Annotated in this window: 22 protein-coding genes; 21 read left to right on the forward strand and 1 reads right to left on the reverse strand. The window is 34.2% G+C overall.

Annotation, left to right across the window (positions count from 1 at the left end; genetic code table 11):
- Positions 1-45: 45 nt before the first annotated feature.
- From uvrB to cls, 6 genes are all read left to right on the forward strand, one after another.
- Entirely contained in the window at positions 46-2,034 is a 1,989-nt protein-coding gene (gene uvrB, locus L866_RS0100285; protein WP_025728009.1) for an excinuclease ABC subunit UvrB, read from the forward strand.
- A gap of 171 nt (positions 2,035-2,205) precedes the next feature.
- The gene (gene rpsO, locus L866_RS0100290) at positions 2,206-2,475 is read left to right on the forward strand and encodes a 30S ribosomal protein S15 (protein ID WP_025728011.1); all 270 of its coding nucleotides are present in this window, start codon (positions 2,206-2,208) and stop codon (positions 2,473-2,475) included.
- Between the two features lie 189 nt (positions 2,476-2,664).
- Entirely contained in the window at positions 2,665-4,779 is a 2,115-nt protein-coding gene (gene pnp / locus L866_RS0100295) for a polyribonucleotide nucleotidyltransferase (RefSeq protein ID WP_025728013.1), read from the forward strand.
- A 234-nt stretch (positions 4,780-5,013) separates the two neighbouring features.
- Positions 5,014-6,708, forward strand: coding sequence for a ribonuclease J (locus L866_RS0100300; protein WP_025728015.1), 1,695 nt, complete (start codon positions 5,014-5,016; stop codon positions 6,706-6,708).
- A gap of 12 nt (positions 6,709-6,720) precedes the next feature.
- The gene (locus L866_RS0100305; RefSeq protein WP_025728017.1) at positions 6,721-7,326 is read left to right on the forward strand and encodes an energy-coupled thiamine transporter ThiT; all 606 of its coding nucleotides are present in this window, start codon (positions 6,721-6,723) and stop codon (positions 7,324-7,326) included.
- A gap of 37 nt (positions 7,327-7,363) precedes the next feature.
- Complete coding sequence (gene cls, locus L866_RS0100310; protein ID WP_025728019.1) at positions 7,364-8,812, forward strand: cardiolipin synthase; 1,449 nt, start codon at positions 7,364-7,366, stop codon at positions 8,810-8,812.
- A 78-nt stretch (positions 8,813-8,890) separates the two neighbouring features.
- On the opposite strand, the gene L866_RS0100315 is transcribed toward cls, so the two are convergent.
- On the reverse strand, positions 8,891-9,196 hold the full coding sequence (locus tag L866_RS0100315; protein ID WP_025728021.1) for a hypothetical protein: 306 nt from the start codon (positions 9,194-9,196) through the stop codon (positions 8,891-8,893).
- A gap of 323 nt (positions 9,197-9,519) precedes the next feature.
- Here L866_RS0100315 and L866_RS0100320 point away from each other — a divergent pair, with 323 nt between their 5' ends.
- The 15 genes from L866_RS0100320 (at position 9,520) to L866_RS0100390 (ending at position 24,647) form a co-directional block, all read left to right on the forward strand.
- The gene (locus L866_RS0100320; RefSeq protein ID WP_025728023.1) at positions 9,520-9,846 is read left to right on the forward strand and encodes a hypothetical protein; all 327 of its coding nucleotides are present in this window, start codon (positions 9,520-9,522) and stop codon (positions 9,844-9,846) included.
- Positions 9,833-11,788, forward strand: coding sequence for a V-type ATP synthase subunit I (locus L866_RS0100325; protein WP_025728024.1), 1,956 nt, complete (start codon positions 9,833-9,835; stop codon positions 11,786-11,788). The genes L866_RS0100320 and L866_RS0100325 overlap by 14 nt, the downstream gene beginning before the upstream one ends.
- A 33-nt stretch (positions 11,789-11,821) precedes the next feature.
- Positions 11,822-12,301 (forward strand): V-type ATP synthase subunit K, encoded by a 480-nt coding sequence (locus tag L866_RS0100330; protein WP_025728026.1) that lies wholly within the window; start codon positions 11,822-11,824, stop codon positions 12,299-12,301.
- Positions 12,302-12,346: 45 nt separating this feature from the next.
- Positions 12,347-12,928: a hypothetical protein gene (locus tag L866_RS0100335; protein ID WP_025728028.1), complete on the forward strand. Its 582-nt coding sequence runs from the start codon at positions 12,347-12,349 to the stop codon at positions 12,926-12,928.
- Positions 12,929-12,940: 12 nt separating this feature from the next.
- Entirely contained in the window at positions 12,941-13,948 is a 1,008-nt protein-coding gene (locus L866_RS0100340) for a V-type ATPase subunit (RefSeq protein ID WP_025728030.1), read from the forward strand.
- Positions 13,938-14,249: a V-type ATP synthase subunit F gene (locus L866_RS0100345; protein ID WP_025728032.1), complete on the forward strand. Its 312-nt coding sequence runs from the start codon at positions 13,938-13,940 to the stop codon at positions 14,247-14,249. Before L866_RS0100340 ends, L866_RS0100345 begins: the two co-directional genes overlap by 11 nt.
- Positions 14,250-14,272: 23 nt before the next feature.
- A complete protein-coding gene (locus L866_RS0100350; RefSeq protein ID WP_025728034.1) occupies positions 14,273-16,063 on the forward strand; it encodes a V-type ATP synthase subunit A in 1,791 nt (596 codons plus the stop codon).
- Positions 16,056-17,438, forward strand: coding sequence for a V-type ATP synthase subunit B (locus tag L866_RS0100355; protein ID WP_025728036.1), 1,383 nt, complete (start codon positions 16,056-16,058; stop codon positions 17,436-17,438). The genes L866_RS0100350 and L866_RS0100355 overlap by 8 nt, the downstream gene beginning before the upstream one ends.
- A 7-nt stretch (positions 17,439-17,445) precedes the next feature.
- Complete coding sequence (locus L866_RS0100360) at positions 17,446-18,072, forward strand: V-type ATP synthase subunit D (RefSeq protein ID WP_025728038.1); 627 nt, start codon at positions 17,446-17,448, stop codon at positions 18,070-18,072.
- A 130-nt stretch (positions 18,073-18,202) separates the two neighbouring features.
- On the forward strand, positions 18,203-18,805 hold the full coding sequence (gmk, locus tag L866_RS0100365; RefSeq protein WP_025728040.1) for a guanylate kinase: 603 nt from the start codon (positions 18,203-18,205) through the stop codon (positions 18,803-18,805).
- A 17-nt stretch (positions 18,806-18,822) separates the two neighbouring features.
- Entirely contained in the window at positions 18,823-19,035 is a 213-nt protein-coding gene (gene rpoZ / locus L866_RS0100370; protein WP_025728042.1) for a DNA-directed RNA polymerase subunit omega, read from the forward strand.
- Positions 19,036-19,110: 75 nt separating this feature from the next.
- Positions 19,111-21,516 (forward strand): primosomal protein N', encoded by a 2,406-nt coding sequence (gene priA, locus L866_RS0100375; protein WP_245578414.1) that lies wholly within the window; start codon positions 19,111-19,113, stop codon positions 21,514-21,516.
- Between the two features lie 12 nt (positions 21,517-21,528).
- Positions 21,529-22,479: a methionyl-tRNA formyltransferase gene (gene fmt, locus L866_RS0100380; RefSeq protein WP_025728046.1), complete on the forward strand. Its 951-nt coding sequence runs from the start codon at positions 21,529-21,531 to the stop codon at positions 22,477-22,479.
- A gap of 72 nt (positions 22,480-22,551) precedes the next feature.
- Positions 22,552-23,895 carry a 16S rRNA (cytosine(967)-C(5))-methyltransferase RsmB gene (rsmB, locus tag L866_RS0100385; RefSeq protein WP_025728048.1) on the forward strand — a complete coding sequence of 448 codons (1,344 nt, stop codon included), beginning with the start codon at positions 22,552-22,554 and terminating at the stop codon, positions 23,893-23,895.
- A 17-nt stretch (positions 23,896-23,912) separates the two neighbouring features.
- On the forward strand, positions 23,913-24,647 hold the full coding sequence (locus tag L866_RS0100390; RefSeq protein ID WP_025728050.1) for a Stp1/IreP family PP2C-type Ser/Thr phosphatase: 735 nt from the start codon (positions 23,913-23,915) through the stop codon (positions 24,645-24,647).
- Positions 24,648-24,650: the final 3 nt, after the last annotated feature.

Raw genomic sequence — 24,650 nt, forward strand, 5'->3', positions numbered from 1 at the left:
TGTTTTAGTAAAATAAAAGAGAACATTATTTAAGGAGGTACGTACATGCCATTTCAATTAGTCAGTCAGTACCAACCACAAGGCGATCAACCTAATGCGATTAAACAGTTGACGCATAATATAGAAAAAGGAATTCGAGAGCAAACATTATTAGGAGCTACTGGAACTGGAAAAACATTTACTGTAGCTAACGTAATTAAACAAGTGGATAAACCAACTTTAGTTTTAGCACATAATAAAACATTAGCAGGTCAATTATATGGAGAATTAAAAGAATTCTTTCCGAACAATGCGGTAGAATATTTTGTGTCTTACTATGATTACTATCAACCGGAGGCATATGTACCGAGTTCTGATACATATATTGAGAAAGATGCCTCAGTCAATGATGAAATTGATAAATTAAGACATAGTGCAACTAGTGCTTTGTTGGAACGTCGAGATGTTATTGTTGTGTCTTCAGTTTCATGTATATACGGCCTCGTTAATCCTAAAGACTATCAAGATCACGTATTATCTTTAAGAGAAGGACAAGAAATTGGACGAGATGATGTATTGATGCGATTAATCGATATGCAATTTGAACGAAATGATATTGATTTTAAACGGGGAACTTTTCGAGTAAGAGGAGATATGATAGAAGTGTTTCAAGCGTCAAGGGATGCTTCGGCTGTTCGTATTGAATTTTTTGGCGATGAAATTGAACGCATTCGAGAAATTGATGTGTTAACAGGTGAGATTCTTAAAGATGTTGAATTTGTTGCGCTATTTCCAGCTACTCACTTTGTGGCTAATGATGACCAAATTCAACGAGCTGTAAAATCAATTCAAGCTGAATTAGTTGATCGATTAGCAGAGTTACGAAGTGAAAATAAATTGTTAGAGGCTCAACGTTTAGAACAACGAACAAATTATGACATTGAGATGCTATTAGAGATGGGTTATGCAAATGGAATCGAAAATTATTCACGACACATGGATGGACGTAAACCAGGAGAAGCACCTTATACATTATTAGATTTCTTTCCAGATGATGCTTTATTTGTTATCGATGAATCACATATTACAATGTCACAAGTACGTGGAATGTATAATGGCGACAAAGCGCGGAAAGAACAACTTGTCAACTATGGATTTCGGTTACCGAGTGCTTTAGATAATCGCCCACTAACTTTAAAAGAATTTGAAGAACGTGTTCCACAAATTCTCTATATTTCTGCAACACCAGGGCCTTATGAACTAGAGCGAACAGACGGATATGTTGAACAAATTATTCGACCAACAGGGTTACTCGATCCGATCGTTGAAGTTCGTCCAATTGAAGGACAAATAGATGATTTAATTAGCGAGATAAATAAACGTGTTGAAAAGAATGAACGTGTATTTATTACTACTTTAACGAAAAAAATGTCTGAAGATTTAACAGACTATTTAACTGAGGCTGGAATAAAAGTCAAATATTTACATAGTGATATTAAAACACTGGAACGGACAGAAATTATTCGTAATTTGCGTTTAGGAGAATTTGACGTATTAGTCGGTATCAACTTGTTACGTGAGGGAATAGATGTGCCAGAGGTGTCACTGGTTGCTATTTTAGATGCTGATAAAGAAGGGTTTTTAAGAAGTGAACGATCACTTGTTCAGACGATTGGACGTGCCGCGCGGAATAGTGGTGGTCGTGTGATTATGTATGCTGATCGAATAACTGATTCAATGCAGCGAGCAATTGATGAGACAAATCGACGTCGCGGAATTCAAATCGCTTATAATGAAGACCATGGAATTACGCCAAAAACAATACAAAAAGAGATAAGAGACTTAATTTCAATTTCAAAAGTTGCAACCGATATTGAAACGGACGAACCAATTTCATTGAAAGAACAATATGATCGCATGAGTCCATCTCAGCGTCGAGAAGCTTTTGAATTTTTAGAATTAGATATGCGGCAAGCTGCTAAGGCTCTTGACTTCGAGAAAGCTGCAGATTTAAGAGATATTATTCTAGAGCTTCGAGCGACTTATCGATTGTAAGCTTTTTATAGAGGAATGTTTAAAGAAACATGCATTCCTATCTTGAAGTTTAAAAATGTCTCCTGTATAATATAGGAGTATGTTACACATACAAGAACCAATACGTGGCTGTTCGATTCACCAACGACAGACTGTGTATTTGGCGATAAAATGAAAGAGAGGTGGCCAACTATGGCAATTACACAAGAACGTAAAAATGAAATCATCAAGGAATACGCAATTCATGAAGGAGATACAGGTTCTCCAGAAGTTCAAGTTGCTGTTCTTACTGCTGATATCAACGCATTGAACGATCACATTAAAACACACAAGAAAGATTTCCATTCTTACCGTGGTTTAATGAAAAAAATCGGACATCGTCGTAATTTATTAGCTTATTTACGTAACAACGATGTGCAACGTTATCGCGAGCTCGTGAAACGTCTTGGATTACGTCGTTAATCAAGTAGTAAAAAGCGAGACCAGTGAATGGCCTCGCTTTATTTTTTTAGTATCAATCGAAGAGTCACAAGTTGGCTTACTAAATAAAAGCGAATTTTTAATTATAAATGATTGAATTAGGAGTCGTGATCGATGAATAAAAATTGGCTTTTGTTTAGTAGCCGAGTGACCGAAAGGGGTTAAAATAGAATGAGTGAGAAACACGTTTATACATATGAATGGGGTGGCCGTTTACTACAAGTAGAAATGGGTCAACTAGCAAAACAAGCATCAGGAGCAGTATTAGTGCGTTATGGTGATACAGTTGTTTTAACAGCGGTAGTTGGTGGGAAAGAACCGTCAAACGCAGGATTTTTTCCGTTAACAGTAAACTATAATGAAAAAATGTATGCTGCAGGTAAAATTCCAGGCGGTTTTATTAAAAGAGAAGGACGTCCAAGTGAGCATGCGACTTTGACTTCTCGTTTAATCGACCGACCAATTCGTCCAATGTTTGATGAAGGATTTGTCAATGAAGTTCAAATTACAAATACGGTAATGTCTGTAGATCCTGATTGTACACCAGAGATGGCTGCAATGCTTGGTTCAAGTTTAGCATTAGGTATTTCTGATATTCCTTTCCATGGGCCAATCGCAGGAGTTAATGTCGGCCGTGTTAATGGTGAATGGGTATTAAATCCAACTGTCGAACAATCTGAAGCGAGTGACATTGAATTAACAGTTGCAGGTTCAAAACAAGCGATTAATATGGTTGAAAGCTCAGCGAGTGAAGCTAGTGAAGAAGATATGTTAGCTGCTTTATTATTTGGACATGCGGAAATTCAAAAATTGTGTGATTTCCAAGAAAAAATCATTGCAGAAATTGGTCAAGAAAAAATGGATGTTGAATTAGTTACTTTTGATGAAACGTTAAAAGCAGAAATTTTTAATCAGTACGAGCAAGCCATGTTGACTGCTATACAAACGCATGAAAAATTAGAACGTGAAGAGAATATGTCCGCTGTAAAAGAACTAGCTTTAAAAGAATACGAAGAAAAATTAAATGAAAACGATGAATTTTCTTCAGAAGAAAAAGCGACTTATCTAAAAGAAGTGGGACAATTAATTGAAGAATTAGAAAAAGAATTAGTTCGTCGATTAATTACAATTGATAAAATTAGACCAGATGGCCGACAAATTGATGAAATTCGTCCACTAGAGTCAGAAGTAGCGCTTTTACCACGTGCGCATGGTTCAGGACTATTTACACGTGGCCAAACTCAAGCATTAACAGCAGCTACATTAGCGCCTTTAGGAGAATACCAAGTAATTGATGGGTTAGGGCACGAAGAAGGTAAACGATTCATTCATCATTATAATTTCCCACAATTCTCAGTTGGCTCAACAGGCCGTTCATTTGGGCCAGGTCGTCGTGAAATTGGTCACGGAGCTTTAGGCGAGCGAGCACTTAAAGAAGTGATTCCAACGCCAGAAGAATTCCCTTATACGATTCGACTTGTTTCTGAAGTACTAGAGTCAAACGGTTCATCAAGTCAAGCAAGTATTTGTGCTAGTACATTAGCTTTAATGGATGCAGGAGTACCTATTAAAGCGCCTGTCGCAGGTATTGCCATGGGATTAGTGATGAGTGGAAAAGATTATACCATTTTAACTGATATCCAAGGATTAGAAGATCATTTGGGAGACATGGACTTTAAAGTTGCGGGAACTAATGCAGGAATTACTGCACTCCAAATGGATATTAAAATTCAAGGAATCACACCACAAATTTTAGAAGAAGCTTTAACTCAAGCTAAAAAAGCACGTTTAGAAATCTTAGAAAACTTAGTCGCTACAATTAGTGAACCACGTCCAGAACTTAGTCCTTACGCTCCAAAAATTGAATTGATTAGTATTCACCCAGACATGATAAAAGTAGTAATCGGTAGAGGTGGAGAAACAATTAACAAAATTATTGAAGAAACAGGCGTAAAAATCGATATTGATCAAGATGGTAATGTTTCTATTGCTTCAAATGATCAAGATATGATTAAACGTGCACGTGACATTATTGAAGACTTGACCCGTGTCATTGAAGTTGGCGACGTTTACGAAGGAACGATTAAACGCATTGAACGATTTGGTGCTTTTGTTGAAATTGCTTCTGGAAAAGAAGGTCTTGTTCATATTTCTCAAATTTCAAAAGATCGTATTGAAAAAGTAGAAGACGTTTTAAAATTAGGTGATAAATTAAAAGTTAAAGTGGTTGAAATCGATGACCGTGGACGTATTAATTTATCACATAAAGTTTTAATAACAGAGTAAATAATAGGTTAATTCATAAAAAAGAACGGCAAGGTATACTTGTTCGTTCTTTTTTTGTGTGCATATGTTATAATTGGTAAGAGATTCTACAAATCTAGAAAGAGGCCATTTGATATATTTTAATTATTATTAAAGTGTGTAAGTTAAAATGAAAAATTTAAAATGTTAAATACAAGAAATACGTTTTGAATGGTTAGTTTATCATTGGTTAAAAATAAAAAAGGAGCGAAAAAAATGCCAGATATAAAAATTATTCCCTTAGGTGGGGTACGTGAAGCTGGAAAAAGTTGTTTTATCGTAGAAGTAGATGACGCTATTTTTGTGCTTGATTGCGGTCTAATGTATCCAGACAATGATTTATTAGGAATCGACGTTGTTATTCCAGATTTCACTTATTTAGAAGAAAATAAAGATCGAATTGAGGGAATCTTCTTAACGCATGGTCATGCAGATGCGGTTGGAGCTTTACCTTACTTATTAGAAAAAATTCAAGTACCTGTATTTGGAACAGATTTAACAATTGAACTTGCTAAAATTTACGCAGAAGAAGCAAGTGTCGATGTTAAATTTAACAATTACCATGTGGTTGATTCAGAAACAGAAATTGCTTTTGACAATGGTGTCCAAATTAGTTTTATTCGAATGACTCATTCCATTCCGGATGCAGTTGCAATTGTTCTTACTACTCAGGCTGGTTCAATTGTATATACTGGAGACTTTAAATTTGATCAATCTGCAAAACCAATGTACCAAACAGATTTTGGACGTTTAACAGATGTAGGTGAACAAGGTGTCTTGGCGCTACTTGCTGATTCAAGAGAAGCTGAATCACCTGTTGAAAATTCAACTGAATATTTGATAAGAGATGAAATTGTAAATATCTTTTTAAATGCACCGGGACGTGTAATTGTTGCTAGCATAGCAAGCAATATTCATCGACTACAACAAATATTAGAAGCAGCGCACGAAACACGACGTAAAGTATACTTAACTGGTCGCAAATTAGAACGTATTATTGATACAGCATTAAAAATGGATCGATTAACTCTTCCTGATAAAGATTTAATTGTAGATAAAAAAGAAATAGAAAAATTACCAGATAATGAAGTGTTAATTTTAGAAACGGGTGCAATGGGAGAACCTACGCATGCACTTCAACAAATGGCTAAAGGTCGACATAAAGATGTTACTTTAAAACAAGGTGATTATGTATATTTTGCAACTACTCCAAATATAGCAATGGAAACAGTACTAGCACAAACAAAAGATTTAATTTATCAGGCTGAAGCAGAAGTTGCCGCTCTACCTAGTCACATTAAACAGAGTGGACATGCTACTCCAAATGATTTGAAATTATTAATGAACTTGTTGAAGCCTACTTACATTATTCCAGTACTAGGTGATTTCAATAAATTATTAGCTCAAACCAACTTATCTAAGGAAGTTGGTATCCCTGTACGTAATACTTATGTTGCCACAAATGGGGATATTATATCTTTTGTTGATGGCAAAATGAGAATATCCGGAGAAGTGACAGCAGGTAATGTATTAGTTGATGGTTCAGGTGTAGGTGATATTGGCAATATTGTCTTAAAAGATCGTCGTATTTTATCCGAGGATGGCATATTTGTAGCGGTCTTGACAATTTCTCGAAGAGACAAAGTTATTTTAACTGGACCGCGTGTAATGTCACGAGGTTTTGTTTTCATGAAAGCTAGTGGCGATATGCTGAAAGAAAGTCAAAACTTAGTAAAAGAAGTTGTTGAAACTTATTTAGCCGGGCCAGATTTTGACTGGGGCGAGCTTAAACAAAAAATTAGAGAAACTTTATCGCGTTATTTATTTGAACAAACTCGTCGTCGTCCAGTAGTTCTTCCTGTAATTATGGAAGCAAGTAATTATCGAAGACAAAATCGTGACAAAAAATAAAGGAGTGACAAAATGTCGAAAGCAACAGAGTTAGTAATGGAATGGGTTATTACATTTATTTTATGTTTAGTTTTAAGTTTTATCCCGCCATTGTCACCAATATTTGGTGTTTTTTGGATGATTATTCCTCTTTTATGGTATGCATTCCGGAGAGGGTTAGCAATCAGCATATTGACAGGTGCAATTATTGGATTTACTACTGCATTAATTAAAGGTGTGGCGATGGATCATGTCGTATTAGCGCTTTTAACAAGTGTCTTTCCATTTGCAACAGTAGGATTCGCTGGATTTTTCTCTAAATTTACGATTCGTACAGCGTTTAATCGTAAGCTAACATCGACTATGTTAAATATTGTAACGGGATCGTTTATAGGAACATTAGCGTTTACAGTTCTACTAGGCATTAGTTTATATGTAGAAAGTAGTACACCTATTATTCGTGAATTATATGGATTAGTCCCATTAAACTGGAATGAATTAGCGGTATTGGGATTAGCAACATGGTTAATTGCTTCTTTAATTTTTGTTGTCATGTTAAAAACGGCAACTAATGTATTTATTCCAAAATATACAATTCATTTAACTCGTCGTGAAAAATCACATTTACTAAATGATTAAAATGAATGAAATCAAATAAAGGTGATTAGGTGAGATTATGTGGATAACCCTTCAAAATATTTTTTCCATTCTTATGGTAATTAATATTTTAATTTCGGTTGTGACTGTCTTTAGTGAAGAAAGGGATATAGCAGCAACCTGGGCGTGGTTATTAGTTTTAACTTTTATACCAGGTGTTGGGCTAATACTGTACTTTTTCTTTGGAAGAAAGTTAAGACAGTCGCGACTTCAAAAATTACGTTCTCAAAAAAAAATGGGATTGCAAGAATTAATAGATGCTCAACGTCAATTGATGTCTGACGACTTGATGAAATCTTATTTTCATAACAATTCATATTTACAAGATTTAGCGACACTCTTTTTATATAATGATGAATCGGTTGTTACTTTAAATAATGATATTTCTATCTATACAGATGGAAAAGAAAAATTTGAATCCTTAATAAAAGATATTGAAGAAGCGACAGACCATATTCATTTACTTTACTATATTTTTAGAGATGATCATTTAGGTCAAAAAATATTAGATTTACTAGTAGAGAAAGCGCAAGAGGGTGTAGAAGTATTAGTACTTTATGACGCTTGGGGATCAAACAAAACAAAAAGAAAATCATTCCGTAAATTAGAAGAAGCAGGTGGAGCAACTAAGCCGTTTTTTGGTTCTCCAATTCGATATATTAATTTTCGTGTTAACCATCGAAATCACCGGAAAATTGCAATTATTGATGGTAAAATTGGTTATTTAGGTGGTTTCAATATTGGAGATGAGTATTTAGGAAAAGGTAAGTTAGGATATTGGCGAGATACCCATATGCGTATTACAGGTAATGCAGTTATTAGTTTGCAAAGTCGTTTTTTTGTTGATTGGAATGCTGTGGTTACAAAAGAGTGGCAAAGAGATTATGACAAAAGATATTTCCCATTACAAGATGATAGAGGAAATATTACAATGCAAATAGTGACTAGTGGGCCAGATTCTGAGCAACAAATCAAAATGGGCTTTTTAAAAATGATTGGTATTGCAAGAAAATATATTTATATTCAAACACCATATTTCATTCCAGATGAAAGTATTTTTGAGGCATTAAAAATTGCGATAAATTCAGGTGTGGATGTACGCATTATGATTCCTTGTAAACCCGATCATCCGATTGTTTATCGAGCTACTGAATATTACGCGAAACGTTTAGAAGCTGAAGGTGCAACAATATATACTTATGAGAATGGCTTTATCCATTCGAAAATGTTAATTGTCGATGGTGAAGTGGGTACGATTGGTACGGCGAATTTTGATGTAAGAAGTTTTAAATTGAATTTTGAAATTAATGCATTTATTTATAATAAATCGTTTGTTAAACAATTATCAGATATGTTTATAAATGATTGTCGTTATTCAGAAATTGCTGATCAATATTATTTTGAACAACAGTCGTATTATAAAAAGTTTAAACAATCTTTTGCTAGATTGTTTTCACCTATATTATAAAAAACTAGCACATTTGATTTTCGATAAAAAGAAATCAAATGTGCTAGTTTTTCGTCTTTTAATAAAACATCAAACGATTTATACAAAAGTAGGTTTTATGTATAAATCTGTCGATAGTATTTCTTCAATATTAAAGAAATATTGAACTCTCGTATCTAAATCCTCAACGATGACTGTTTCTTTACTCATATCTAAATGTAGGATTCTAGCGCGTATTTTAGCTTGATAAACGAAGCCATCCTGATCTTTGAAATCACAAATAAGGTGTGTAGGTAGTTGAAATTGAAAAGCTTGTTTTAAATCTTTAATCACTTGTTCAATCGGCAAAATTAGTTCTTCAAGTGACTCATTATAATGTACATGGGATAATTGTAATTGTTCCATTTCTATCTCCTCCGAACAAGTGTTTGTATACACATTATACGAACGTTCGTTCTCTTTTGCAAGCGAAAAAAACATTTTAATCTAAAAATTTAAAAAAAAGATGATTACAATGTGAAATTATTAATAAAATATTCCCAAAATTCAAAAAAATTATCAAAAAAAAGATGTGTTTCTTCCTATATATATTCTTTTGTAAAACTGAATGATTTGAGTAATGTGAACGCACTTTCGTTTGAAAGAAAACGCTTTTGGCTATATAATGAGTATGTTAGTCACAATTATTGTAATTGTGATTTTTAATTTGAAACGATGGAGGTGTACGTGTGACAAATTCTATATTGGATTCTGTAATGTTAATTGAACAAGAAGCAAAAAAAATTGAATCTAATTATCAATCTAAAATTGCTCAGTTAAAAACAGAAACAGAAGAAGAGATCAATCGATTAGTTGAAGAAACTAAAAACTCCATTCAGCTTTTTAAAGACGAAAGTAATAAAGAAGCTGAAGAAAAGCTCAATCAATATAAAAAAGTCTTAGATGATTCTTTGCAGCTAGATAAAGAACGATTTACTGCAGAATTTGATTCTGAACGAGACCATTTGATTGAATTAACCATAAAGGAGGTTATGAAACGCTATGGCAATAGCTAAAATGAAAAAGTTGACGCTCGTTGCCAATAATCATCATAAAGATGAAATGTTGCGATTAATTCAGTCGCTTGAAAATTTTGAAGTTTATAACCTTAATCAAGAGGATCTAGAAAGTGATTCATCGATTTTTTCGGTTAATTACGACAATAAACGTTATCGCGATTTAGAAACGCAATTCGAACGAGTACAAGATCAACTTCAATTTATCAATCAATATCTACCTCAGCTAAGCATGATAAAAAATATGCGCAAAAAGCCACTTGAAATGACTTTAGATGAGTTAGAACAAAATGTTGATGAACAGCTAGTCGAAAAAAATCTACAATTGATAGCTCAAAAACGACAAAGATTACAAGAAATCGAAGGAAGAAATTCTGAGTTAAATCAATACGAAGAAACTGCTCGACGCTGGCAAAATTTAAATTTCCATCCTAATGATTTAAAACAAATGTCTCATATGAGTTATTTTTTAGGAACAATACCTCAAAGTGCAGATAATCGTTTTATTCAAATGTTTGATGAATCGCCATTTGTTTACGCCTATGAAGTGTTCCAAGACAAAGATGACATTGGATTAGTTCTACTATTTGAAACAGAACAAGAAGGTGAAGTTCAAAAAGTGATGCGTGAAGCACATTTTTCATCATTCCAATACCCATTTAAAGTTTCACCTAAACATCGGTTAGAAGAAGTTCTAAAAGAACGTGAAACGATTAATAAAGAGCGTGAAACAATTGAAAATGAGTTGAAAAATTCTGAAGGGATTAAGCATTCATTAATTTTAGCTGAATCTTATTATTATAATATCCTTCAACGTGAAGGTGTAAAATCCTTGATGAAAGATACGAAACATTTATTTGCTACTGAAGGATGGTTAGAAGCAGATGAATTCAATCGTGTTAAGGAACAACTTGAACGTCATTTCAATTCAAATGAATACGTTATTGTAAGTAGAAATGTACAGGAAGAAGAAGTAAACGATGTGCCAATAGTACTTAAAAATAATTCATTCTTTGAACCTTTCGAAGTATTTACAGAAATGTATGCACTTCCTAAGTATAATGAATTAGATCCAACTCCATTATTAGCACCATTCTATTGTGTGTTCTTTGGAATGATGGCTGCCGATTTTGGGTACGGTTTATTATTATTCCTAGCAACACTATTTGCTTTAAAGGTGTTCCATTTAAAACCAAGCTTACGTAAAAATATAAAATTATTCCATATTTTAAGTTATCCTACTATGATATGGGGCGTAATATTTGGTTCGTTCTTTGGATTTGTAATGCCAGGCCGTTTACTTGCTACAGATACTGATGTTAATACAATCTTGATGATTTCTGTTGGATTAGGTGTCATTCAAATATTCTTTGGATTATTGATTGCCACTCATCTAAAAGTTAAAGCAAAAGATTACACAGGTTTAGTGAGTGATGCTTTAGGTTGGATTGGGTTATTATCTGGTCTTGGAGTTTGGGGAGTTGGTGCTGCACTATTAAACTCAGATTTAATTTCAAGTGTGGGTAAATATACAGCTCTAATTTCTGCCATATTAATTGTTCTAGCTAGTGTAATGGGAAATAAAAATCGAGCAATTGGTTTTGCTTCAGGATTATATAACCTTTACGGCATTAGTGGATATGTAAGTGACTTGGTTAGTTACACGCGTTTAATGGCGTTATCTGTATCAGGTGCAAGTATAGCAACAGCTTTTAACTCAATTATTATGCTGTTACCATTACCATTCAGACTTACATTTGGTATTTTATTATTTATTATGCTGCATAGTTTAAATATTTTCTTAACTTATCTATCAGCTTATGTACATGATATCCGTCTACAATTTGTAGAGTTCTTTAGTAAATTTTACGAAGGTGGCGGTCGTGCATTTAAACCATTAAAAATGTACGAAAAAGATATTCGACTAAAACAAAATAAATAAAAATAAATAATTTAAAATTTGGAGGAAAAATTTATGCAAACATTAACAGGATTTTTTATTGAAAACGGTGGACCTTTCATGGCAGTTATGGGAGTAGCTATTGCAGTTATTTTCTCAGGTATTGGATCTTCAAAAGGTGTAGGTATGACTGGTGAGGCAGCTGCTGCTCTTATGAAAGAACAACCAGAAAAATTTGGTCAAGCTTTAATTCTACAATTACTTCCAGCTACTCAAGGTTTATACGGATTCGTTATTGGATTCTTTATGATCTTCTTCTCAATGTCAGCTGATATGTCTTTAGCAGATGGTATGTATATTTTAATGGCAGGATTACCAGTAGCATTCTCAGGTTTCACTTCAGGACCAGCTCAAGGTCGCGTTGCTGCTACAGGTATTCAAGTTTTAGCTAAAAAACCAGAACACACAATGAAAGGTGTTATTCTTTCAGCCATGGTAGAAACTTACGCAATCTTAGGATTCGTTACAAGCTTTATCCTTCTTCTTCAAAAATAATTGGACCATTAAGAAGTTCAAACTAAAAAGGAGGATAGAACTATTATGAAAGAGTTAAGTACGCTAAAAGAATCTGTCTTATCCTCAGCTACTGCTGAAGCGAAAAGTCATTTTGAACTAAAACAAAAAGAAATCATGCAACACTTAACACATGAAAAAGAAAAAATTGCTAAAAATGCAATGGACGAACAACAAACAATTCGTCAAAACCAACAAGTTTATATTGAACGAATGAAACAACGTCTAGACAATGATCGTTCAAAAGATTTACTTAGACATAAACAATCACTTTTAGATGGGGTATTTGATGGTGCTTATGAAGCAATGACAAACTGGTCTTTTGAAACAGTTAAGCAATTTTTAAAAGATGTTGTTGAATCTTTACCAGAAAAAAACTACCAACTAGTATTAGGACGTTTAACAAGTGAACGATTAAATCATGAAGAAAAAGAACAATTGGTTGCACAATTGCCTAACCTTCAATTGAGTGAAGAGACGCTTCCTAATGAAGCAGGTTTCATTATTCGAGATGAAATTGTTAACTACAATTATCTATACCGTGATCTTATTAAAGATATGCAAAAGGATTTCGGTACAACACTTGCACGTGAGGTATTTCAAAAGTAAGGAGGCTCATGAGTGACTGATCAAGCTTATAACAGTGTAAATACAACTGTTCGTGTTTTAGAAAACGAACTTTTAGATCGAGCAGATTTTGAATCATTACTTCAAGCAGATGGTTTGCGTGAAGCATTAGTTCAATTGAAAAAAACTCGTTACGCCTTCGATGTTGATGAACTAGAAGAAAGTAAAAATTTTGAAGCCGTATTAACCAATGAATTAGCGGCTGGTTATCAACGTTTATTTGATGAAGTATCAGATCAACGGGTAATTAATATTTTTGCTTTACGTTATACATACCATAACTTAAAAGTGTTATTGAAGGCTCGCTTTACAAAACAAAATTTATCGCATTTAATTATTCCAATCGGAAGCTTTAAGAAAAAATCTCTTCAAAACTTAGTACAGACTGGTCAATCTGAACATTTGCCAGCTGTAATGGTTGAAGGGGTTGTTGGAGCGATTGAAGATTATGAAACGTATCATCGTGTTCAAACTGCTGATGTATTTATGGATACTTATTACTTCAAACATCTTCGCAAATTATCAGAAGAATTGAATGATGAACGCTTTACATTCTTAATCGATACATTAATTGATTTGGAAAATATGAATACACTATTGCGCAGTCGTCGCCAAGAACAGTCTCGTAGTTTTATGATGACGGTATTATCTAGTTCAGGAACGATTACTAAAACAGATTTAGTGAATGAATCAGATACTGGGGATGTTGCTGATGCGATTAAATTATTTGAACATAAAGAATATAAAGACCACTTAGCGTCTATTTTTTCTGGGGATACAAGTGAGTATGATCCCGTTAAATTAGAGCTACTAAATGATCGCGTACTACATAGCTTTTTAGAAACGGCAGTTTTTGAAGGATTTGGTCCAATGCCTGTCTTAGCTTATCTTTTTGCTTTAGAAATGGAAGTAAAAAACTTACGCTTAATTTTAGTAGGTAAAAATAATGGGTTTAGTGTTGATCAAATTAGAGAAAGGATGCATCCGATTTATGTCGCATAAAATTGCAGTAATTGGCGATAAGGATTCCGTGTTGCCATTTAAAATTTTAGGCTTCGATGTGTATCCAACGAATGCATCGAGCGAAGCAAGACGCTTAATTGATTCACTAGCTCTTGAAAACGTTGGAATTATTTATTTGACAGAACAACTAGCTAAAGAAATTCCTGAAACAATTGATCGTTATGATGCAGTTGTAAGTCCAGCCATCATTTTAATACCGAATCATTCAGGTAGTCTAAATATTGGTTTAGATCGTATACAAGCAAATGTTGAAAAAGCTGTTGGTCAAAATATCTTATAGCTAGCCGGTTAGGAGGAAGTTTTTTGAAAAAAGGTAGAATAATTAAAGTTTCAGGACCACTTGTGACTGCCGAAGGTATGGCGGATGCTAATATCCAAGATATTTGTCGCGTAGGGGATCTAGGCTTGATTGGAGAAATCATCGAAATGCGTGGTGATGTAGCTTCTATTCAGGTTTATGAAGAAACAAGTGGTGTAGGACCAAACGAACCTGTTTATACAACAGGTGAGGCTTTATCAGTCGAATTAGGTCCTGGAATCATGTCACAAATGTTTGATGGAATTCAACGTCCATTAGATACGTTTAAAAATGAAACAGAATCAGATTTCTTACAACGTGGGGTACACGTTGATCCACTTCCACGTGATAAAAAATGGACATTTGAACCACGTAAATCAGTTGGTGACTATGTTGAAGCTGGAGATATCGTTGGGGTAGTTCCAGAAACAAAAGTAGTAGAACATCGAATTATGGTACCTAATGGTATTAAGGGTGAAATTACATCAATTGAAGCGGGTGACTATATTGTAGATGATGTTGTTTATGTTGTTTACGATAAAGAGCTTGACCGTGAATTTAAAGGAACATTATTACAAAAATGGCCAGTTCGTCAAGGTCGTCCTTTCCAACGTAAGTTAAATGCTAATGTGCCAATGTTAACAGGGCAACGTGTTATTGATACATTCTTCCCGGTTACAAAAGGTGGAGCTGCAGCTGTTCCTGGTCCTTTTGGTGCTGGTAAAACAGTTGTTCAGCATCAAATTGCTAAATGGGCAGATGTGGATATCGTTGTATACGTTGGTTGTGGCGAACGTGGTAATGAAATGACAGACGTACTGAACGAATTCCCTGAGTTAATTGATCCTAATACTGGTGAATCAATTATGGAACGTACAGTATTAATTGCTAATACTTCTAATATGCCTGTTGCTGCTCGTGAAGCATCAATCTATACAGGTATTACAATTGCTGAATATTTCCGTGATATGGGTTATAGTGTTGCGATTATGGCGGATTCTACTAGTCGTTGGGCAGAAGCGCTTCGTGAAATGTCTGGTCGTCTAGAAGAAATGCCTGGGGATGAAGGATATCCTGCTTACTTGGGTAGCCGTATTGCTCAATACTATGAACGTGCAGGTCGAGTAATTACTAATGGTCAAGATGGTCGTGAAGGAAGTGTTACAGCTATTGGAGCCGTTTCTCCTCCAGGTGGGGATATTTCAGAACCTGTTACTCAAAATACATTACGTGTTGTAAAAGTATTCTGGGCTCTAGATTCAACACTTAGTCAAAAACGTCACTTCCCATCAATGAACTGGTTGACAAGTTATTCTCTATATAATGACGAAGTAGGCGAATGGATTAACAATGAAGTTGAAGATGGATTAGCTGAATCAGTACGTCACGCAATGGCTATATTACAAGAAGAATCAAGTTTAGAAGAGATTGTACGTTTAGTTGGTCTTGAAAGTTTATCAGAACGTGACCGCTTAACAATGGTTATTGCACGTATGTTACGTGAAGACTTCTTGCAACAAAATGCTTTTGACGATGTAGATACATTCTCAAGTCGTGAAAAACAAGCGAAAATGCTTAATCTTATCTTACATTTTGAAACGGAAGCGCGTGAAGCGATGAAAGTGGGTACTTACTATGATGAAATTATGGAAGGTACAACAGTTGTTCGTGACCGTATTGCTCGTTCAAAATTTATAAGTGAAGACAAGATGGAAGAAATCGATAAATTATTTGAACAAGTAACAGCAGATATTAAACAAACAATTCAAAAAGGGGGAATGACACATCATGCTTAAAGAGTATCGTACAGTTACTGAAGTTGTCGGCCCTTTGATGATGGTTGAACAAGTTGAAGGCGTTAAGTTTGATGAATTGGTTGAAATTGAATTACAAGATGGCACAATGCGTCATGGTCAAGTTTTAGAAGTTGAAAATGACAAAGCAATGGTGCAAATTTTCGAGGGACCAAGTGGAATTAACTTACGCGATACAAAAGTTCGTTTCCGTGGAAAACCGTTATCACTTGATGTTTCTGAAGACATGGTTGGACGTATTTTTGATGGTATGGGTAATATTATTGATGATGGTCCAGCAATTATTCCAGAAGATAACTTAGATGTTAATGGACAAGCGATTAACCCAGTTTCTCGTGACTATCCAGATGAGTTTATTCAAACAGGTATTTCAGCGATTGACCATTTAAATACTTTAGTTCGTGGACAAAAATTACCAGTGTTTTCAGGAAGTGGTTTACCTCATAAAGAGTTAGCATCTCAAATTGCTCGTCAAGCGACTGTTTTAAATTCTGATGAAAAATTTGCCGTAGTTTTTGCTGCTATGGGTATTACATTTGATGAAGCAGAATACTTTATGCAAGATTTCAAAAAAACAGGTGCGATTGATCGTTCAGTAATGTTCATTAACTTAGCGAACGATCCGGCTATTGAACGTATTGCAACTCCTAAAATTGCTTTAACTACAGCTGAGTATTTAGCGTTTGAAAAAGGCATGCACGTATTGGTTATTATGACAGACATGACAAACTATTGTGAAGCTTTACGTGAAATTTCAGCAGCTCGTCGTGAGGTTCCAGGACGTCGTGGTTATCCAGGATACTTATACACAAACTTATCAACTATTTATGAACGTGCAGGACGTTTAGTAGGTCGTGAGGGATCAGTTACACAAATTCCAATCTTATCAATGCCTGAAGATGATATTACTCACCCAATTCCTGACTTAACGGGATATATTACTGAAGGACAAATTATCCTTGATCAAAACTTAAACAATCAAGGAATTAAACCTCCAATTAATGTATTGCCAAGTTTATCACGTTTGAAAGATAAAGGTTCAGGTGAAGGAAAAACACGTAAAGATCACGCAGCAACAATGAACCAATTATTTGCAGCGTATGCAACTGGTAAACAAGCAAAAGAACTTGCAGTCGTTTTAGGTGAATCTGCGTTAACAGAAACAGATAAAAAATATGTAGAATTTACTGATCGTTTTGAAAAAGAATATATTAATCAAGGATTCTATACGAACCGTACAATTTTTGAATCACTTGATTTAGGATGGGAATTATTACGAATTCTTCCGCGTACAGAATTGAAACGTATTAAAGACGAAATGATTGACGAGTATCTTGGTCAAACAGAAACGGAGTGAGGCTTAATTGGCACGTTTAAATGTGAAACCAACCCGGATGGAACTCCAAAAGTTGAAAGCGCGTTTAAAGGTATCCACTAGAGGCCATAAGCTTTTAAAAGACAAGCAAGATGAATTAATGCGTCAGTTCATAGATTTAATTCGACAAAATAATGAATTACGTCAAACGGTTGAACAAAAGCTATTAAAAGGGATGCAATCCTTCGTTTTAGCTAAAGCAAGTTTGAATGAAGCATTTATTGAAGAATTAGTTGCTATTCCACCGAGAAGTGTTGAACTAACGTTGAATCAAAAAAATATTATGAGTGTAAACGTTCCGGATATGCGTTTTAAAATTGATGATAATGTGCAAGATGAATTCCAATACGGTTATTTAAACTCTAATAGTGAGTTGGATGATTCCGTTGTGTACTTGAAAGAAATTATGGAAGAACTTCTTAAATTATCTGAAATTGAGAAAACATGTCAGTTAATGGCAGATGAAATTGAAAAAACACGCCGTCGCGTTAATGCACTTGAATATCGTATGATTCCTCAGTTAGAAGAAACAATTCATTATATTGAAATGAAACTCGAGGAAAATGAACGAGCAAGTATTATTCGCATTATGAAAGTTAAAGATATGGGTCAGTGAATTTCTTTGAATTATCAACTTAAGAGTGTATAATATAAAAAAAGCTAGGTTTACCTAGCTTTTTTTATATTTTTTAATTAGAATTTATGATACAATAGTATGAAAACAGGGAGAAGGAGTAGCTATTTTTATGTCAAAACGTGGATTATTAATTGTTTTATCCGGGCCATCAGGCGTTGGTAAAGGAACAGTTAGAGGAGCAATATTCAAAAAAAACCAACAGTTTAGCTATTCAATCTCTGCAACTACTCGACCAATGCGTCCTGGAGAGCGTGATGGTATAGATTATTTCTTTAAATCACGGGAAGAATTTATTCAAATGATTGACCAAGGAAAATTACTTGAGTATGCAGAATATGTAGGTAATTTTTATGGCACACCGTTAGATTATGTCAACCAAATGTTAGATGAAGGCCAGGATGTATTTTTAGAAATTGAAGTACAAGGTGCGTTACAAGTTAAAGAAAAAATGCCTGATGGTATTTTTATCTTTTTATCACCACCTAACCAAGATGAATTGAGATTGCGGATTGAATCAAGAGGAACTGAAAAACCTGAATTAATTGATGAACGCTTGAATAAAGCAAAAGAAGAATTAGAATTAATGAAACATTATGATTATGTTGTCGTTAATGATACAGTTGATAATGCAGTTCATCGAATTGAATCAATTATTTTAAGTGAACATTTAAAGATTAAACGTGTACTAAAAGAAATAAATGACAACGAATAAAAAAGGAGATAAATGTTATGTTATATCCATCCATTGATTCTTTAATTGATCAAATTGACTCAAAATATTCACTAGTAACAATTGCAAGTAAACGAGCACATGATTTACAGCGTCACAATATGCCAATGTTAGATGATTATCAATCAGTAAAAGATGTTGGGAAAGCCCTTGAAGAAATAGCAGCGGGTCAACTCGATATTCGTCCGGATACAAAACCGGAAGAAATTTAAACATAATAATTAACAAAAGAGGTGAACACTGTTTCACTCTTTTTTTTTACTGATTAAATGCAGAGGAGGAGAATGATGATGAAAATGAATATTGCTGAAATCATTGTAGATATTCCAAATGCACAAGTTAATCGACCTTTTTATTATGCCATTCCTACTCATTTATCCAATCAAGTAAAAAAGGGGAGTCGCGTATTTGTTCCTTTTGGTACGCGTTTAGTCCAAGGGATTGTGATTTCAATCAATATTGAAACAGCATATTCTGGGAAAATTAGAGAAATTACTTCGGTATTAGATGATGAACCCGTGTTGAGTGAAGAACTCCTAAAATTAGGTGAATGGATGGCTAATCATTACTTCACTTTTAAAACATACGTTTATGAGGCCATGTTACCTAACGCATTAAAATCAACCTACACGAAAATATTTGATTGGACTCAAAATCCGTTAGACGAAGCACTTAATTTACCTAAAACATTTAAACAAGCAGAAAAAGATGGTACTTTAAAACAACTATTGGATTTAAATAAAGAGGGTTGGGTTAAATTATTTACGAAAGTAGAAGATCAAAAACATATTAAAAAACAACTATTTATACGACCAACACAATCTTTTAATACGTATATAAAAATTCTAGAAGAACTCGCTCCTAGATATCGTGCTCAAAAACGACTAATTCAAGCATTAATAGACATAGTACAGTCTAAGCACGTAAAAGAGATGGCACAAGTTGATCTGATTAAAACATATGATTTATCAACGGCAGTTATCAAAAAAGCTGCAGAAAAAGAATGGGTTACATTATTTGAAAAAGAAGTATATCGGGATCCTTACAAACACTATAATGGTGAGATTGAACAGCCTTTTCAATTGACTGAGCAACAACAAAAAGCTTTTTTACCCGTAAAAAAAGCACTAGATACAAATCAATCAATACCATTTTTATTACATGGAGTAACAGGTAGTGGTAAAACGGAACTCTATTTACAATGGATTCAAATTGTTCTAAAACAAAATAAAACAGCTCTTATGTTAGTACCTGAAATAGCTTTAACGCCACAAATGACACAGCGTTTTAAAAGAAGATTTGGTAATGAAGTGGCCGTGTTACATAGTGGTTTAAGCAATGGTGAACGGTTTGATGAATGGCGTAAAATTAGCCGTGGTGAAGCCAAAGTAGTTGTAGGAGCTCGTTCTTCAATTTTTGCTCCATTAAAAGATATAGGGATTATCATTTTAGATGAGGAACATGAAGCAAGTTACCAACAATCTGTCAATCCACACTATCATGCGCGTGATATCGCTTTGTGGCGTAGTAGGTACCATCAATGCCCTGTGATTCTAGGTAGTGCTACTCCTAGCTTAGAAAGTCGTGCGCGTGCTTTAAAAGGGGTTTATCACTATTTAGAACTGACTAAAAGACCTACATCTTATCAATTACCAAAAATTGAACTGGTTGATATGAGAAATGAAGTAATGGCAAGTTCTGGTCATTTTAGTCGTGCATTAAAGACAGCAATCGAAACACGATTGAATAAACAAGAACAAATTGTTTTATTATTAAATCGTCGTGGGTATTCTTCTTATGTACAATGCCGAACATGTGGTTATGTGGATATGTGTCCAAATTGTGATATTTCTCTGACATTACATGCATCTGACCAATCAATGAAGTGTCACTATTGTGGACATACAACACCAATCAAGAGAACTTGTCCTAGTTGTCAAAGTAAAAAAATGAGAACAGTAGGTGCAGGTACTCAACAAATTGAAAAAGAAATTGAACAATACTTTCCATCAGCTCGAACTATTCGAATGGATGTAGATACAACGAGACGAAAAGGACAGCATGAAACTTTATTAAAACAGTTTGAAGCTGGAGAAGCAGATATTTTGTTAGGAACACAAATGATTGCTAAAGGATTAGATTATCCTAACGTTACTTTAGTAGGTGTCATTAATGCGGATACGTCACTTAATTTACCTGATTTTAGAGCATACGAACAAACATATCAGCTATTAACTCAAGTTAGTGGACGAGCAGGTCGAGGTGAAAAAGCGGGACAAGTGATTATACAAACATATAATCCAGACCATTACACTATTCAGACCGTTAAGAATCAAGATTATGAAGGATTTTTTAAACGTGAAATGCATTTACGTCATCAAGGAGATTATCCGCCATACTATTATATGACTAAATTAACAATATCTTGTCCGGATGAATCGATGGCTTTAAAAGAAGGATACCGAATCAAAAAAATGATAGAACAAGCCAAAGGTAATCAAACAATTGTATTGGGACCATCCCCTCAGTCGGTTGCACGAATTAATCGTGTGTATTATTATCAAATTTTAGTGAAATATAAAGAATTAGGTGGACTAGATCAAATATTAGATGAAATTGCGTTTTCATCACAAAAACATGCAAGAAAAAAATTGTTTATCGATATTGAACGTAATCCCCAACAATTTGTTTAAGGAGATGATACTATGTCAAAAATTATATTTATGGGAACACCAGCTTTTTCAAGTCCATTATTAAAAAAAATTCATGAAAGTCATCATGAAGTGGTATTAGTAGTTACACAGCCTGATCGTCAAGTCGGAAGAAAGAAAGAACTAAAGCCATCACCAGTTAAAGAAATGGCATTAGAATTAAATCTTCCTGTTTTTCAGCCAGAAAAAATCGGTTCAAAAGAAAGTGTGGCGTATTTAAAAGAATTTGATGCAGATTTGATAGTAACTGCTGCATTCGGACAATTTCTGACAACAACTGTATTAAACTTACCACGTCATGGTGCAGTCAATGTACATGCATCATTATTACCGAAATATCGTGGCGGTGCACCAGTTCATTATGCACTGTGGAACAACGATAGCGAAACAGGTTTAACCTATATGCGAATGGCTCGAAAAATGGATGCAGGGGCTATTTTGAGACAACACATATTACCTATTAAACGCAGTGATAATGTCGGACATTTATTTACTCGTTTGAGTCGATTAGCTGAAGATACACTTATTCCATTTATTGACGATTTAATTGCTGGTAAAATACAGCCTCAAGAACAAAATGAAGAACAGGCAACATATAGTCCAAATATTTCAAAAGAACAGGAAAGAATTAATTGGAATCAATCTGCTGAAGAAATTTGGAGTCATATTCGTGCTTTCAATCCATTCCCTGGAACATATACAACGTTAGAAGGACAACGTTTTAAAATCTGGGATAGTGAAGTATTAAATACACCTAATAAACAAGGAATTACTGACGAATCAGTGCCTGGGCAAATTGTCTATTTAACTAAAGAAGAGTTGCATGTTCAAACAGGTGATGGCATCCTTCTTTTAAAAACAGTTCAACCGTCAGGAAAAAGTAAATTACCAATTGAAACGTATTTAAATGGAACAACCTTAAAAGTAAATGATCAATTCATTTAAAAATTCCATTATGTTTTCATGCCTGAAGCATGGTAATATAAAGATAGTTCAGTTAGAAAGAGGTGTATTATCGTGTCTAACGAGACATACAATATTCGTTACTTAGCACTTCAATTATTATTGAACAGCTTATATGGCGATGAAAAAGCAAACGAAGAATTGATGCAATTAAGAAAAAAATATGCATTAATAGATGCAGATGAACGCTTATTGCAACAACTTGTTTATGGAGTAATGAAACATCATTATGAATTACGAGATCTTTTAAAAACTTGGACGACCGGTAAACAATTAAAAAATTGGGTATGGTTAGTGTTAGAATTAGCAGTATATCAACGTGTATTTTTAGACAAAATTCCTGACCATGCGATTGTCAATGAAGCCGTTGAATCAGCTAAAAAAATGGGATCACCTGGTATAGCCAAGCTGATTAATGCAATTTTACGTCAGATGTTAACAAGTGATATCCAACGAATGAGTTATCGGAATCGTAACAAAGATTGGGTCAGACAATACAGTATGCCTATGCCCGTAATTAATCGATTTATTGAACAGTGGGGAAAAGACGAAACACATCAGTTACTAGAAAGTATTCAAAAGGATCCCAAATTATCACTAAGATTAACTGATCAAACTTTAGATCGTATGACTTTAATAAATGAATTATTGAATGCTGGATTTCAGGTTGAAGCAAGTAAAGTCTCACCTTTAGGAATTATCAGCTTAGATGGTAAAATTTTTCAAAGTGATGCTTTTAAGGCAGGCAAGTTAATTGTTCAGGATGAATCGAGTCAACAAGTGGTTGAACACTTTAATTTTAATGGATCAGAAAAAGTTTTAGATGCATGTGCTGCGCCAGGTGGGAAAACAACGCATCTTAGTCAACGTTTACCTCAGGGTGAAGTATGGAGTAATGAAGTAAATGAAAACAAGATTGAAATCATTAAAGAAAATATTCATCACTTAAAACAAACAAATGTTACCGTATTAAATAGTGATGCACGATATTTATCTTCAGCGCTACAACAAGCGAGTGAAGGTGATTCATTATTTGATGCAATTCTTGTTGATGCGCCTTGTAGTGGCTTAGGATTGATGCGACGGAAAGTAGATATTAGGTATCATATATCTAATCAACAGATTGAAGAATTAACAAAGATTCAGCAAGCTATTTTAGATGAAATGGTTGATTTACTTCAACCAGGTGGTGAGTTAATCTACTCAACATGTACTTTAACTCGCGAAGAAAACCAAGAACAAGTAGCATCATTTCTCAAGCGCCATCCGCAATTTAAAATTGCTCCAATAAAAGAAACAAATATGACGAAATCTTTAACAGAAGAAGGGTTTTTAGAAATTCTTCCTCATCATTATGGAACAGATGGTTTCTTTATTGCTAAAATGATAAAAGAATAAAACAGTAGAGGTGTAGTATGAGTGTTTACTTCAAATCAGATGTAGGTAAAAGGCGACCAAACAATGAGGATAATGGAGGTTATATATATAATCAAAAAAATCAACTTTTGACTGTTGTATGTGACGGTGTAGGAGGAGAAAAATCCGGAGAAGTTGCAAGTCAATTGGTCGTTAAATCCCTTAAAGAAGCATTTGAACCAACTCAATTTAACACAATTGAAGAAGCAAAATCTTTTATTATTAATATTGTAAAAGATGTGAATCACACTATTTATGAACGTGCACAAACAGAATTAGAAAATGAACGAATGGGAACGACAATGGTTGTTGCGATTATTATTGGACAACAAGCCTTGATTTTAAATGTAGGTGATTCACGTGCATATTTGTATCGAGATGAGCACATGAATCAATTAACTGAAGACCATTCATATGTTAATGAACTAATGAGAACCGGTGAAATCACAAAAGAAGAAGCCGAAGTTCATCCACAAAAAAATTATATTACTCGCTCCATGGGCTTAGATAAAGATGTAGAAGTAGATGAATGGACCATTGATTTACATGACGCTAAATGGTTGTTGTTATGTAGTGATGGTCTAACCAATATGTTAAACGATCAAATAATCGAACACATTCTTGCAAATACTTCATCTGATGAATGGACTGAAGCATTAGTGCACAGTGCCAACGAAGCAGGAGGTAGAGATAATATAACGGTATTAATTGTGGATCAACATGAATGGAGGTGAACT

Source organism: Atopobacter phocae ATCC BAA-285 (assembly GCF_000526675.1).
Taxonomy (GTDB): Bacteria; Bacillota; Bacilli; order Lactobacillales; family Aerococcaceae; genus Atopobacter; species Atopobacter phocae.